Annotated in this window: 13 protein-coding genes; 2 read left to right on the top strand and 11 right to left on the bottom strand. The window is 66.4% G+C overall.

The annotated features are described in order from the left end of the window. Positions 1 to 20: 20 nt before the first annotated feature. From A5744_RS14475 to A5744_RS14460, 4 genes are all read right to left on the bottom strand, one after another. Positions 21 to 1,001, bottom strand: a complete 981-nt coding sequence (locus A5744_RS14475; protein WP_076062104.1) for an alpha/beta hydrolase — start codon at positions 999 to 1,001, stop codon at positions 21 to 23. Continuing rightward, positions 998 to 1,834 (bottom strand): SDR family NAD(P)-dependent oxidoreductase, encoded by an 837-nt coding sequence (locus A5744_RS14470; protein ID WP_076062102.1) that lies wholly within the window; start codon positions 1,832 to 1,834, stop codon positions 998 to 1,000. Before A5744_RS14470 ends, A5744_RS14475 begins: the two co-directional genes overlap by 4 nt. After that, positions 1,831 to 2,310 carry a nuclear transport factor 2 family protein gene (locus A5744_RS14465; protein ID WP_076062100.1) on the bottom strand — a complete coding sequence of 160 codons (480 nt, stop codon included), beginning with the start codon at positions 2,308 to 2,310 and terminating at the stop codon, positions 1,831 to 1,833. The genes A5744_RS14470 and A5744_RS14465 overlap by 4 nt, the downstream gene beginning before the upstream one ends. Positions 2,311 to 2,431: 121 nt before the next feature. After that, on the bottom strand, positions 2,432 to 4,024 hold the full coding sequence (locus A5744_RS14460) for an acyl-CoA synthetase (protein ID WP_076062098.1): 1,593 nt from the start codon (positions 4,022 to 4,024) through the stop codon (positions 2,432 to 2,434). Positions 4,025 to 4,126: 102 nt separating this feature from the next. On the opposite strand from A5744_RS14460, the gene A5744_RS14455 reads away from it, so the two are divergent. Then, positions 4,127 to 6,055, top strand: a complete 1,929-nt coding sequence (locus A5744_RS14455) for an NAD(P)/FAD-dependent oxidoreductase (protein WP_076062096.1) — start codon at positions 4,127 to 4,129, stop codon at positions 6,053 to 6,055. Beyond that, on the top strand, positions 6,052 to 6,939 hold the full coding sequence (locus tag A5744_RS14450) for an SDR family NAD(P)-dependent oxidoreductase (RefSeq protein WP_076062094.1): 888 nt from the start codon (positions 6,052 to 6,054) through the stop codon (positions 6,937 to 6,939). The genes A5744_RS14455 and A5744_RS14450 overlap by 4 nt, the downstream gene beginning before the upstream one ends. A gap of 90 nt (positions 6,940 to 7,029) precedes the next feature. Here the strand turns inward: A5744_RS14450 and A5744_RS14445 are convergent, their stop codons facing one another. The 7 genes from A5744_RS14445 to A5744_RS14415 form a co-directional block, all read right to left on the bottom strand. Continuing rightward, on the bottom strand, positions 7,030 to 7,662 hold the full coding sequence (locus A5744_RS14445) for a Dabb family protein (RefSeq protein WP_076062092.1): 633 nt from the start codon (positions 7,660 to 7,662) through the stop codon (positions 7,030 to 7,032). Then, positions 7,655 to 8,002 carry a hypothetical protein gene (locus A5744_RS14440; protein ID WP_076062091.1) on the bottom strand — a complete coding sequence of 116 codons (348 nt, stop codon included), beginning with the start codon at positions 8,000 to 8,002 and terminating at the stop codon, positions 7,655 to 7,657. Before A5744_RS14440 ends, A5744_RS14445 begins: the two co-directional genes overlap by 8 nt. Before the next feature lie 11 nt (positions 8,003 to 8,013). Then, positions 8,014 to 8,931, bottom strand: coding sequence for an alpha/beta hydrolase (locus A5744_RS14435; protein WP_076062089.1), 918 nt, complete (start codon positions 8,929 to 8,931; stop codon positions 8,014 to 8,016). Further along, positions 8,928 to 9,767: an IclR family transcriptional regulator gene (locus A5744_RS14430; protein WP_076062087.1), complete on the bottom strand. Its 840-nt coding sequence runs from the start codon at positions 9,765 to 9,767 to the stop codon at positions 8,928 to 8,930. The genes A5744_RS14435 and A5744_RS14430 overlap by 4 nt, the downstream gene beginning before the upstream one ends. Positions 9,768 to 9,902: 135 nt before the next feature. Further along, a complete protein-coding gene (locus tag A5744_RS14425; RefSeq protein WP_076062085.1) occupies positions 9,903 to 11,369 on the bottom strand; it encodes an FAD-dependent oxidoreductase in 1,467 nt (488 codons plus the stop codon). Next, positions 11,366 to 12,289 (bottom strand): biphenyl-2,3-diol 1,2-dioxygenase, encoded by a 924-nt coding sequence (gene bphC / locus A5744_RS14420; RefSeq protein WP_076062083.1) that lies wholly within the window; start codon positions 12,287 to 12,289, stop codon positions 11,366 to 11,368. The genes A5744_RS14425 and bphC overlap by 4 nt, the downstream gene beginning before the upstream one ends. Positions 12,290 to 12,303: 14 nt before the next feature. Further along, a complete protein-coding gene (locus A5744_RS14415) occupies positions 12,304 to 13,488 on the bottom strand; it encodes an acyl-CoA dehydrogenase family protein (RefSeq protein WP_076062082.1) in 1,185 nt (394 codons plus the stop codon). Positions 13,489 to 13,570 lie beyond the last annotated feature (82 nt).

The following is a 13,570-nucleotide window of genomic DNA, read 5'->3' as shown; positions in this document are numbered from 1 at the left end:
TGGCGTGATTGTGCGCGGCGTCAGTGCCCCGCGGCGGCGCCCTGTCCGGTGATCGGGACGTCGAATCGGATCGGGTGCGCGAACTTCGCTCGCAGCAGGGCGCCGATCTCGGCGACGGCCAGCCGGCCCCGCGCCGTTGCGTCAGAGCGCATAAGAAAGCCGTGATACATGCCGGGATAACGGGTCGTGGTGGTCTGGACGCCGGCTTCTCGGAGCCGGACCGCGTAACGTTCACCCCAGTCCTGGATCGGATCGCAGCCCGCAGTCACCACGATCGCCGGCGGCAGGCCGGACAGATCGGACGCGTAGGCCGGGACCAGGTACGGGTCGCGGGGCGGACCGGCGTTGCCGTCGACGAGGGCATGCATGTAGTCGATGTCGTCGCGCGCGAGCAGCGGTGCATCAGGCAGCCCAATGATCGACGGGACCGTCATGTCGCGATCCAGGCCCGGGTACAGCAGCACCTGCGCACAGATCGCCGGCCCGCGACGGTCGCGTGCGGCCAACGCAACCGCGGCCGCGAGCGACCCGCCTGCGCTGTCGCCGACTACCGCAACGCGGCCGGAGTCGACACCGAGGCCGCGTGCGTTCCGTGATACCCACTCGGTGGCGGCGTAGGCGTCGTCGAACTGCGCGGGGGGCGGCGACTCTGGCGCCAACCGGTAGTCCACGGCCACGACGGTGGCGCCCGACGCCGACGCCAACTCGCGGGCAAGCGGTTCGAACGAGTGGTTGGAGCCCATGACGAGCCCACCGCCATGAAAGTAGACCAGCACGGGCAGAACGGAATCGTCTGTGGGACGGTAGATCCGGACAGAAATCGATCCGGCGGGGCCGGGTATCGTCACATCGCCGATGCTGGCCATCGCGGGCATTTCATCGGGCAGTGGCGCGGATTCGACCGCGGCTCGCACCGCGGCCAATCCGCGCTGGCGCATCGGTGGTACTGCTCCGAAGGACGCCACTCGCGCGGCGGCGTCGGGATCGAGTTCCGGCGTCACCTCAGCACCGGAGGTCGTTGTGCAGCAAGCACATTCGCGCGGTCTGCCATGGCCGATGCGACGGTTTGCTGGGTCAGTAGATAGAACCTTCCCTCGGCGGCCTGCTCGAATAACGTCTCAGCGGCCGCAAGCGGATCCATGGCCGCGGCCTTGATGTCCAGCATGGCGGAGCGTTGCGCCTCGGCGGCGCCGGCATCGCTGGCGTCAGGGTCGACTCCGCCGGCCGCCTCGAAGATGTTGGAGACCACCGCGCCGGGCAGCACGGCCTGGACGTGGATGTGGTGGCCGTGCCCGGCCAGTTGAACATCCAGATGCAGGCATTCGGTCAACGCGAGCACCGCGTGTTTGCTCATGATGTAGGGCGCCTGCAACGGAATTGCGCGTACTGCACCGACCGACGACAGGTTCCACACCCAGGCTTCCTCGTCGGTGGCCATCATCTTCGGCAGAAATGCGCGGATACCGTGGAAGACGCCGCTGATGTTGATGTCGACGACGCGCCGCCAGTTGGCTATTGGGGTGTCCCATAGGTAGCCGAACTGCTCGATGCCTGCGTTGTTCACCAGCAGCCGCACCGGGCCGACGTCGCGGTAGACACGGTCGGCGAGTTCCTGGACGGCATCGGGGTCGCGCACGTCGCACCCGATGTCTATCGCCGTGCCGCCCGCGGCGCAAAGGTCGCCGCGCAACGCGGCGATGGCAACGGCGTCGATGTCGGCCAGGACCACGGCCATGCCCAGGCCGCTGGCATATCGCGCCAAGCCCGCGCCGATCCCGGCGCCGGCCCCCGTGATGACGGCGACGCCGTCGGAGAATGTAGCGCGCGCGCTCACGAACCTGTGGCGCTGTCGGCGGCGAGCTCCGACAGCAGGACGGAGTCGGTGGCGTCGAGCACGACGTCCATCTCCGTGAACACCAGCCCGGCGGCCTCGCGCCGGACGCCAACGTTGACGACACCGCTCGACACCGCGAACGGTACGAAGTTGGCGATTTGGTTGACGAGGATATAGAACCGCGCGCGGGTAACGTCACCGTCGGTTCCGGTGCGGTGCACGTTGGTGGCGTGGTGGCGGAGCGGGTACGGGCTCTGCTTGCGATGTTCCGACAGCCATTCCATCACTGCATCGCGGCCGCGCAGTTCGGGTGACATCAAATCTTCGAACGGGCTGGCTCCCGAATCGCTGCGGGTCAGGTAGTGCACGTCTTCGGCGTAGCTCGCGGCGAGTTCGTCGTAGTGCGCTTCGTCGTAGTGGTACCAGAAGCTGCCGATGAACTCCTGCAGTTCCGGCAGCGTGACGTCGTTGCTCATGTCGGCGAGTCAACCCTGGTGTGGCCCTGATGACACCGCGGATGCCCGGTCAGTGGAACACCGTACTGGCGTCAGCGTCCGGCGCAAGTGCGGGCCGAGTGGAAGTCTAGAATCGGCCCGCTTACTGCTGAGTAAGGCTGAAGCCTTCGCGCAGTTCGCGTTTAAGCAGTTTGCCGCTGGGATTCTTCGGCAGTGAATCGACGAAGAAAATGCGTTTTGGCGTCTTGAACCCGGCCAGGTGCTCCCGGCAGTGGATGACCAGGTCCTCTTCGGTCAGGGCCACTCCATTGCGGGGCACCACCGCCGCCGCCACGGCTTCCATCCAGACCGGATGCGCCAAGCCGAATACCGCGACTTCCTGGACCCCGCTGTGCCGGTACAAGACTTCCTCCACTTCGCGGCTGGCCACGTTCTCGCCACCAGTTTTGATCATGTCCTTCTTGCGGTCGACGACGTGCAGCAGGCCGTGCTCGTCGAAGTAGCCCAGGTCGCCGGAATGGAACCAGCCGGCGCGAAAGGCCTCGGCAGTCCGTTCGGCATCGTCGAGGTAGCCCAGCATCAAATGCGGGCTGCGGTGAGCGATCTCGCCGACGACACCGGTGGCCACCGGGATGTCGTTGTCGTCGAGAATCGACGTCTCCACGTTGACCACGGGGCGGCCGGCGGCACCCGCGTGGGCGTCCTGTTCGTCCGGTCCGAGCGCTGACGCGAGCGGCGCCATCTCGGTCTGCCCGTAGAAGTTCCACAAACTCAGATTGGGTAGCCGCGTGCGGATCTCGTTGAGGACCTCGACGGGCATCGCCGAGGCGCCGTAGTACCCCTTGCGCAGGCTGGACAGATCCACCTCGTCGAAGACCGGGCAACGCAGCAGGCTGATCCATACCGTCGGTGGCGCAAAGTAATTCGTCACGCCGTAGCGTGCGATGGTGCGCAGGACCAGTTCAGGGTCCGGACGCGGGAGGATGATGCTGGTAGCGCCGAGATAGATATCTGTGGCCAGAAAGTTGTCCAGCTGTGCGCAGTGGTAAAGCGGCAGCGAGTGGATCTCGATGTCGTCACCGGACATCGACCCGGCGACGATGGTGCTCACGTATTGCCACATCAGGCTGCGGCTGGAGTGCATGGCCGCCTTCGGGCGCGACTCGGTGCCACTGGTGTACATCAGCCGCACGAGCTGGTCGTCGTCGATGCGCGGGTTGGGGGCCGCGGCGGTACTCATCAACCAATCTGCGAAGTCTTCCCAGCCCGCTGCAGCCGTGCGCCCGCCCGGCAGCAGCGCAACCTTCGTCGTGACTGAGCCGCCCAGTCGCATCGCTTCTTCGGCCGCGGGCATGAGCTCCGCTTCGACGATGAATCCACTGACTCGACTGTGGCCAAGGAGGAAGGCGATTTCCTCGGCGGTAAGCATGAAGTTGATCGGCACCAGAACCACCGCCGCGCGCGCGGTCGCGAATGCCAGCACGGCGTACTGCCAGCAGTTGTGCGCCAGCAACGCGACGCGGTCGCCAGGTGCAAAGCCCTTGTCGCGCAACGCCGCCGCCGCTCTGTCGACGAGACGGTCGAACTCGGCGAAGGTCAGTTCGACATCCCCGTCGATGATCGCAGTCTTGTCCGGTTGCCGGCGGGCCGACCGGCGAGGAATATCGCCGAGCGAATGACTGCGGGCCCGCGCGATGGCGATGTCCACCCGCTCGCCGAAGTGCACCCGGTCCATGCGTCGGAGGCTATGCTCGCGATGGCGCCGCAGGTCTCCTCGTGTCCCGCTGAGTAGACAGATCGCCGCGCGACCCAACCGTCCGCCTCGATACTCGATGGCATGACCGCCGCCACGGAATCGACGTCGCCCACCGGCCCCGGCGTTCCCGACCCCGGCGAACTGCGGGACAACCTGCGGCAGGCCGACCCTGGCGTCCTGGTCGCGGTGCTGGCCCAGCTCACCGGAGACCCGTCGGTGATCGAGACGTACGCGCCCAAAATCTCGCACATTCCTGACCCGCCCGAACGGGCCGGTGTCACCGACCCCGATACTGGCGAGGCGCTGGTGAACGCCGTCATCGACGCGCTGGGTCAGCCGCGGCGAGCCGATGCGGTGGCCGCCGACGATCGCGACTTCTTCGCCCGATTGCTGCCGATCGCGCTGGGTTCGGAAGTCGAGGACGAGCAGGTGGACCTCCTACTCGAGCAGGGCGGCTTCCAGCGGTCGCAGCCGACGTTGCCGCGCACGGTGCCGATCCCCGATACCGTGACAATCGCCATCATCGGGGCGGGCATCGCGGGGATCAGCGTCGCGCTGGCCGCCGCCAGTGAGGGCGTGTCCTACGAGATCTTCGACCGCAACGCGGAGGTCGGCGGCACTTGGCTGACCACAACCTATCCGGGCATCGGCGTCGACACACCGTCGGCGTACTACTCGCTCTCTTGGGAGGTCAACCCCGACTGGAGCAGCTACTATCCGCAAGGCGCGGAATATCAACGCTATCTGGTGGCGCTTGCCGACAAATACCAGCTGCGCGAGCGGACCCGGTTTCGCACCGAGGTCGACGCCTTGTGGTGGGACGCCGATCGGAACCAGTGGCAGATCCATTCGGTTGATGCCGACGGCCACCGTGACGTCAGCTACGCAAGCGTAGTGATCACCGCGGCCGGCTACCTCAACCGCCCGCGCTGGCCCGATGTCAAGGGTCGAGAAACGTTCGCGGGCATCAGCATTCACTCGGCCCAGTGGGATTCCTCGCTGGATCTCACCGGCAAGAAGGTGGCGATCATCGGCGCCGGGTGCACCGCGGTGCAAATCGTCGACGCGTGCGTCGACCAGGTGGACCACCTGACGGTGTTCCAGCGTCAGCCGCACTGGGTGGCGCCACGCAAACGTCCCACCGACGAGGTGCCAGCGCATCGGCGCTACCTCGGGCGCCACCTGCCGTACTACGCGAATTGGAACCGGCTGAAATCGTATTGGGGAACCGCCGACAACAACTACCCGGTCATCCTGCAGGACCCGGAGTGGGCCAAGGACCACCTGTCCATCTCTGCGGCCAACGACGTGCTACTGCAGATGTGCCTGGCGTACATCGAGCAGACCTTCGGCAAAGACACGGAGCTGGCTAAAAAGATCACGCCGGATTTCGCACCGTACGGCAAGCGGATCATCCGCGATCCGGGCGGGTATTACGCGGCGTTGACGCGCGACCATGTTGACGTGGAGGCCAGCGAACCTGCCGAGGTCAACGCGAAAGGCATTGTCACACAGGACGGTCGGCAGATCGACCTCGACGTGATCATCTATGCCACCGGCTACTATCTGGACTTCCTGTCCACAATCGATATCCGCGGCCGTGACGGCAAGAAGCTGACAGACGAATGGGGCGAGAGTCCTCGTGCCTACCGCGGCGGAACCGTACCCGGCTTTCCCAACCTGTTCACCATGTCGGCACCGAACTACAGCCCCGGTCACGGCGCCGGCGCGAACTTCTCAATGGAGGTGCTCGCGCACTACATCATCGAATGCCTGCAGTTGATGGCGCTGCGCGGCGCCGACACTATCGAAGTCACTCGGCGGGCGTACGAGGACTACGTCGCGGACATCGACGAGACGATGAGCGGTACCGTGTGGTGCCACACGCCAAATGCGCACACCTACTACCGGTCGGGATCGGGGCGGGTGGTGGTGGCGACGCCATATCGACTGGTCGACGTCTGGCATCAGCATCGCGCGCCGATCGAAGAGGATTTCACGTTGCGATGAGCCAATTGCTCACCGGCAAGACGGCTTTGGTCACCGGCAGCAGCCGCGGCATTGGACGCGCAATCGCCCAGCGTCTCGCCGCAGAAGGCGCGACCGTCGCGGTCACGGCCCGTGCCTACCAACCGTCGCAGTCCATCCGGGCCGGGGCCACCTCGGCGCTACCGGGGACGATCGACGAGACCGTCGCCCTGATCGAAGAGGCTGGCGGATCAGCCTTCGGACTGACCGCGGACCTCGAGGACGGCGCGGCGCGCGATGGCCTGGTGGACGCGGTGCTGGAACGCACCGGCCGCATCGACATCCTGGTCAACAACGCCGGTTTCGCCGACTACTCGGTGATCGAGAACATGTCGCTGGAAACCTTCGACCGGACCATCGAGCACTATCTGCGAACACCGTTCGTTTTGACCAAAGCTGCTGTGCCACATATGCGTAGACAAGGTGGGGGGTGGATCGTCAATATCGGCTCTGTCACAGGCCTCGCACCGGTGCGGCCGTACCGCGAGTACAACAAAACCTCCGGTGACGTCATCTACGCGTCGTGCAAGGCCGCGTTGCATCGCTTCACCCAGGGCGTGGCCGCGGAGTTGCTTGATGCCAACATCGCCGTGAACTGCGTCGGCCCGTCGACGGCCGTCCGCACACCTGGTGCAGCACAGCTGATCCCGGAGACTTTCTTTACCGAGCCGGTCGAGTATCTGGCCGAGACGGTGCTCGCGATGTGCCATCTGCCGGCCGCGCAACGCACCGGCCTGGTGGCCTTCAGCCTGCACTACCCGTGGTCACATGGACGGCCGGTGCGCAGCCTCGACGGTAGGTCGGAGCTGCCGCCGCTGGAACCGCCGGCATCTGCTAACCCGAATATCCTCCCCGCGGGGCTATAGCCTGAAAGATAGAGAAACATGCCGACGGGACGTGGTGCCTGACAGAGCGGATCAAGGCCAACCGCGCCCACGTCGGATCGCTCAGCGTCTTCACCAGCTAGTCGGCAATGGCGCGTTGCATCGACAGAAGCTGTGGCACACCCGGTCGCGCACGATCACGTCAGGGCATTCCGGATCGAACCATCGGTCCACCACCGCCCAGTGGATCGGATGCATCAGGTAGGGACCCATCAGTCCGTCGAGATCGCTGAACTCCTGCTCGAACACGTGCGTCCATGACGAGGCCCCGATTGCATCGTCGACGCGGCTCAGCTGCCACGCTCTGATGGCCGGTATGTAGTGAGGCATCCGGGACAGCTCGTCTTCGAAACGTGCAGCTGTGGCGGCGTCGGTATCTGGCGCTACCCGCAACAACAGGGCGCGATAGACGGTTCCCGGGTCGCCGCCGTTGTGGTTCGGAACACCGGGGTAAGTCGCTCCGTTGACTCGCGTAATCCCGGGATCGTGCAGCACCGCAGCGAAATCATCTGCGGCCGAGAGCCATTGACTTCGGGAATCGAACCTCAAGTGAACCAGGACGTCGCCCCCGTTGCGCGACCCTGGCATTGTCGGCTCGACGAGACGGTGTAGTGCGGGAGTCGCTTCCGCCGCCGAACGCACGGCCGCCAGCACCCGAGGCCGCTCTTCCTCGGCGATGTCGATGAGCCTGGTGATGCTATACATCGCAGAGGCCATCGACGTCGTCGGCTGCGGCGGCGAAAGACCGCGACCGCTCGGTGACCAATTCGCTGATCCGAGACCACCATTCGCCCAGCGCCGGGTCCGGCCGACCCTTCCAGGTCATCTCCCACCATGCCTGCGAGCTCGGCAGCGTCCAGCTGATGGTGACGGTATTTGAGAGATCATTGGACCAGATCGGAGGACTGACGAGGATGTCGCGCAATGTCATCCCACGGGAGCGGGCACCGGGCGCGTACTCGGCGAGGTAGGTGTCGACGAACGTCCTGGCGCATCCTGGCTTGGTCACCACTGTGTCGATGACGAATATCCGACCGTCAGCCATCGTCCGACCTTTCAGCGAAGCAGTTGAGCCAGTGCCGAACACGACTCCCGACGGGCTTCGTGAGCTATATCGAGCATCGGCATCGTCATGAACCCGTGGATGCCGCCGTCGAAGGGGCATCGCACAGTGATCACACCCGCAGCCTCGAGCGCGTCGGCGTAGGCGTTGCCCTCGTCACGAAGTGGATCGTGACCGGCAGTGACGATGACTGCGGGCGGCAGACCGGCCAGGTTTGCCCGAAGGGGCGACGCGTATGGGTGTTCCCGATCGGCACGTGCCGGAACGTATTGATCCCAATACCACTGCAGCGCCGGCTTCGGATTGTAGAAACCGTTGCCGAACAAGCGATAAGACTCGTTGTCGAAGTCGGCTGCGATCACCGGATAGATGAGCAACTGGCCCGCGATCGGGGGACCGCCGCGATCGCGCGCCATCACCGCGGTGACGGCGGCTAGGTTTCCTCCCGCGCTGTCGCCGCCCACCACAACGCGCTGTGCGTCGCCGCCGACCGCGTCCGCATTGTCGGCCGCCCAGCGGGCGACCGTGTAGACGTCCTCGGCCGCGTCAGGCCACCCATGCTCCGGCGCCAGGCGGTAGTCGACCGAAATCACCACGGCAGGAACATGATTAGCGATAGTGCGGCACAGGCCGTCGTGACTCTCCAGGTCGCAGAACACAAAGCCGCCACCGTGGGCGTACACGAGGACCGGCAGGTGCTCGCCGTCGGGTCGGTAGATCCGCACCGCGATGTCGCCGCCGGGCCCCGGAATGGATTCGTCTCTCACCTCGGCAACGGGCTCGAGCTCTGCAGGTGGCACGAAGCGGGAGCGGATGGTTGCCCTTGCCTGCGCACCGGTCATGGTGTGGACCGGCGGGAAGCCGGCGTCCAGCGCCTCGATCAGCGGCGCGATCTGTGGATCGAGGCTCACGCGTACTGCAGGGCGGGACGCGGCGCGGAGCGCGCCAGTCGCAGTGGCCGCAGCGGTTGCAGGGTTGGCGCCACCCGCTGCGGGCCGCCCTCGACGTTGCGCCACACGGCCATCGCGGTCATGCGCACGGGGGCGGCCAGGCGCTGATCGAACATCATGCGATTCATCGGACCGCACACCGACACCGCGGCGACGGCCTCACCCGGGCTGCCGATCGGGGCTGCCACACAACCGAATCCGAGCAGCGACTCCTCACGCTCGAACGCGACGCCGTGGGCGCGCACCTTGGCCAATTCGATCGCCAGCTGCGAGCTGTTAACGATCGAGTACTTGGTCTTGCGGGCCCGCAGATCCACGGCGGTGTCCTCGTCACTGTAGGCCAGGATCGCCTTGCCCACGGCGGTGCAGTGCGCGGGTTGACGGCCCCCAACTCGGGTGGGGATCGCGGCGTTCATCGGTTCGCCGACCTTGTCGAGATAGACGACGTCGGGTCCGTCCAGGACCGCGAGGTGTACGACAAACCCGGTGGCGCGGTGCAATTCGCCCAGCAGCGGACTGGCCGCGCGCACCAGACGGTCCTGGTGTACGGCTAGCGAACCGAGCTCCACCAAACGCATACCGAGCTCGTAGTCGCGGCCGCTGCGGCGCAGCCAGCGCAGTTGCACCAAGCGCTCGAGCATCCGATGCGCCGACGAGCGCGGCAGGCCGGTGCGGCGGACGATCTGTGCCAGCGTCAGCCGTCCCGGTCCATCGAACGCATCAAGCACCAACGAGATGCGGTCGATAACGGCACTGGGTGTTGGTTGGGCGGTCGCGACGGCGTCGGTTCGTGACATCGGTGTCCTCGGGTTGTGCTATAACTGGCTGGAATATTCCTATTAGGAATATCTGTACCATACCCGTGTGGCTGTTGTCACACAAGACACGAAAAAGCGCCGCCTGACGCGGGTTAGTCGACGGATTAGCGCAGGTCAGCCCTTGGCGGCGGAGCGTCCCGCGCGGCGGCCGTAGAAGCTGCCGTCGCCGAGCGAGATCCCGCTGGCGTAACCCCATGCCGCCAGGCCAGCGGTCGAACGGCCCGCTGCGAAGAGGCCGGGTATCGGCTCACCGCTGACGTGCAGCACCTCGCCATCCAACGTGGTACTCAGGCCGCCCAGGGTGAAGCCGCCAGTGCTCTCGCGCAGGTCGATCGCGCCGACCGGGCAACCGATCGGCTTCACCCATTCCGGCTTCTTGTGCAGCAGCGGATCCTCGCCCCGGGCGGCGCCCTCGTTGTAGGCGGCGACGGTCGCCTGCAACGAACCGGTCGTCAGCCCCATGTCGCGTTCCAGGTCGGCGACGCTGTCGGCCACCCACGTCGCGGGCCGCAGCATGAACTTCGGTGACCACGACGCCATCGCCTCCTCCTGGGCATCGCCGTCGATGATCAGGTAGGCGGTGTTGTCCTGCTGATACAGGGTGAGCTGCCCGATCCGGCCCGGGTAGGTGTCCTCGGTGACGTAGCGCTGACCGCGGCCGTTGACCAGGATCCCGCGCACCAACTGCTGCGGGTCGATGAAGATCGCGACCTCGGTGGCGTCCATGTGGGCCAGGTCCGCGCCCAGGGCCTGTGCCATCCGGATCGCCTGCCCGTCGTGCTGTTCGATCGACGCGGCCGGGCGTCCGGCGATCCGCGGGGCGTAGCGCGTCACCATCGCGTCGTTGTAGGCGAAGCTGCCCGTCGCGAGCACCACGCCCGAGCGCGCCCGCAACGCCATCTCGGTGCCGTACTGCCGCGCGCGCAAGCCGACCGCCCGCCCGTCGGACTCGACGATCAGCGACTGCACCCGCACGTCGTAGAGGGCGCGCGCGCCCGCCGCGGTGGCCGTCTCGACGAGCGGCTTCATCAGCATGTAGCCGGCGCTGGCCTCGCCCTGCTTCTTGTTCGACATCTGCGGGACGTGTCCGCGCGGGGCGGGGGAGGCGATGGTGTTGAACGGGTAGGCGTTTTCGCCGCCGCTGTACATCAGGCCCTGGTCGCCCATCGGCTCCCAGCCGGGCTCGGAGAAGAACTCCGCCTTGAACGGCACACCGCAGCCGACGAGCCAGTCGAAGTGGGCGACGCTGCCCGCGCAATAGTCGGCGATCCGGCCCTCGTCGGCTCCCGGCCCCATCGCGACGTTGAGGAACGTCGCCATGTTCTCGACGGAATCGCTGAAGCCACAAGCTTTTTGCAGCGCGGTGCCACCACCGAGGTATATGAAACCGCCCGCCATAGCCGCCGCGCCGCCCCACGAGCCGGTGCGCTCGAGGACCAGGACGTCGGCGCCGGAGCGGGCCGCTTCGACCGCAGCGGCGGCGCCGGCCACTCCGTAGCCGGCGATCACGACGTCGGCCTCGTCGTCCCACGAAGTGATCGACGCGGCGGGAATGGGTGTGACGTCGGTGTCGGGCGTCATAGCCGCATCGCCGCGGGCATCTCGCCGACCCACTGGTGACCCCAGTAGCTGTCGGCGGTGATTTCCTCTGCGGTGTAATACGTTTCGTCGACCCGCATGCCGTCGGTGCCGAATTCGATGTCCCAGTCCCCGGGCGCGCGAACGTAGAACGAGACCATCTTGTCGTTCGTGTGGCGTCCCAGGGTGGACGACAGCTGGAACCCCTCCGCGTTGACGCGGTCAAGCGCCTGGCCCACCGCGTCGAGCGTGTCCACTTCGACCATGATGTGCACCAGCCGCGGGTCGCGCTGATGTGCGGCCGGGACGATCGCCAGGCTGTGGTGTCGTTCGTTGATGCCCAGGAAGCGAACCCGCACCGGGCCGAACTCTTTCGGCAGGGGCACCCGGAACGCGCCGCGGGAACGGAAACCCAGCACGTCGGTGTAGAAGTCGAACAGCCCGTTGGGATCCATGGCCGGCACGACGACATGGCCCAGCCCCTGGTCGCCGGTGACGAATTTCGCGCCGAACGGGGTGACGACCGGGCTGTGGTCGAGCACCGCGCCGTGAAACACCTCGAGCGTGGTGCCGGCCGGGTCCTCGAAGGTGATCACCTCTTCCACGCGCCGCGCCTCGGCCTCGTCGGTGGACAGCTGTTTGAACGCAACCCCCGCACCATCGAGGGCGGCCTTGACCCGCTGCAGCGCCGGGTGGTCGCGCACTTCCCAGCCGACGGTGAGCACCCGGTCGGTCTCACCTGGCACCACGATCAGCCGGGCCGCGCGCTCGTCCATGCGCAGATACAACGCGGACGCGTCGGGGCCTCCTCCTTTTGGTGGGGAGCCTTCCGCGAATCCGAGGACGCCGAAGGCGAATTGCCGCCAGCGATCGATGTCGTTGGTCGAAATGGTGATGTAGCCAAGGCTTTTCAGGTCGCTCATGGTGAAGCGTTCTCCTAAATCAAGGCTCGCAGCGGACCTTCCGGCGGATCGATGCCCAGCGAGCTCAGCGCCGACGCGTGGTAGGTGGTGCCGGGGACGTGGATAGCGTGCAGGTGGCCCACATGCACGTCCCGCCAGTACCGCTGCAGCGGCTTGTCCATCCGCGCCGCGTTGCCGCCCGAGCGGGCGAAGATCTCGTCGACCGCCGACACCGCGCGCCACACCGCGCGAACCTGGGTGCGCCGACCGGCCGCGCGGTCCGCGAACGACACCTCCTTGCCGGCGGCAACCATGTCGTAAATGCGGTCGGCGTTGGCCAGCAGCTCCTGGCGCGCGGCGTTGATGTCGGCCGCCGCTTCGCCGATGGCGTGCATGACGTAGGGGTCGTCCTTGATCGCTGTTCCCGTGGCTCCGACGCGCTCCCGCTGGTAGTCCAGGTGGGCGGCGAGCGCTCCCTCGGCGATGCCGATGGTCGCCGCCGAGATGCCCAGCGGGAACATCGTCGACCACGGCATCAGGTACAGCGGCTCGGTCATGCCCGCCTCGCGCTGGGCGGTGCCGTCCATCACCTTCGTCGCGTCCATGGTCCGATAGGTCGGGACGAACGCGTCCTTGACGATGACGTCCTTCGAGCCGGTTCCGCGCAGCCCCACCACATTCCAGGAGTCCTCGACGATCTCGTAGTCCTTGCGCGGCAGGATCATGTGCAGCATCTGCGGCGGCATCAACGGGATGCCCTTCTCGTCGCCGAGCATTGCCCCGAGAATGATCCAGTCGCAGTGGTCGGTGCCCGAGCTGAACTGCCAGCGCCCATTAAAGATGTAGCCGCCGTCCACCGGCTTGGCGACACCCTGCGGTGCGTACGGGGAGGCCATCCACGTGTCGACGTCCTCTGCCCAGATTTCCGCGGAGACTTTCGGATCGGCATAGGCCAACTGGTAGGGATGCACACCAACCACGCCGACGATCCAGCCGGCCGCCGGATCCAGCGCCGCAGTGGCCATCGTCGTCTCGGCGAACTCGCGGGGGTGGACCTCGAAGCCCTGGTATTGCTTGGTCTGCAGCAGCCGGATCAGGCCGGCACCTTTCATCAGCTTGACGGTGTCGTCGGTGAGGCGGCCAATCCTTTCGGCTTCGGCGGCCTGGTCCCGCAACTGATCGGCCATGGCAACTACCCGGTCGAGTACCCGCTCGCTCATATCGTTCGTCCTAACGTGTGGGGGCGTAGTAATGGTCTACCGCAGTCCGCGCCGAACCCGAAGGCAATCCCGGTGAGCGGAC

It is taken from the genome of Mycobacterium sp. IS-1264, from assembly GCF_001954195.1.
Taxonomy (GTDB): Bacteria; Actinomycetota; Actinomycetes; order Mycobacteriales; family Mycobacteriaceae; genus Mycobacterium.
This window is presented reverse-complemented; position numbering and strand designations above follow the sequence as displayed.

Excerpts from the sequence above, each read along its gene's own strand:
- A5744_RS14465 (WP_076062100.1), bottom strand. The coding sequence starts at position 2,310 with ATGAGCAACGACGTCACGCTGCCGGAACTGCAGGAGTTCATCGGCAGC.
- A5744_RS14460 (WP_076062098.1), bottom strand. The coding sequence starts at position 4,024 with ATGGACCGGGTGCACTTCGGCGAGCGGGTGGACATCGCCATCGCGCGG.
- A5744_RS14455 (WP_076062096.1), top strand. The coding sequence starts at position 4,127 with ATGACCGCCGCCACGGAATCGACGTCGCCCACCGGCCCCGGCGTTCCC.
- A5744_RS14450 (WP_076062094.1), top strand. The coding sequence starts at position 6,052 with ATGAGCCAATTGCTCACCGGCAAGACGGCTTTGGTCACCGGCAGCAGC.
- A5744_RS14445 (WP_076062092.1), bottom strand. The coding sequence starts at position 7,662 with ATGTATAGCATCACCAGGCTCATCGACATCGCCGAGGAAGAGCGGCCT.
- A5744_RS14440 (WP_076062091.1), bottom strand. The coding sequence starts at position 8,002 with ATGGCTGACGGTCGGATATTCGTCATCGACACAGTGGTGACCAAGCCA.
- A5744_RS14430 (WP_076062087.1), bottom strand. The coding sequence starts at position 9,767 with ATGTCACGAACCGACGCCGTCGCGACCGCCCAACCAACACCCAGTGCC.
- A5744_RS14425 (WP_076062085.1), bottom strand. The coding sequence starts at position 11,369 with ATGACGCCCGACACCGACGTCACACCCATTCCCGCCGCGTCGATCACT.
- bphC (WP_076062083.1), bottom strand. The coding sequence starts at position 12,289 with ATGAGCGACCTGAAAAGCCTTGGCTACATCACCATTTCGACCAACGAC.
- A5744_RS14415 (WP_076062082.1), bottom strand. The coding sequence starts at position 13,488 with ATGAGCGAGCGGGTACTCGACCGGGTAGTTGCCATGGCCGATCAGTTG.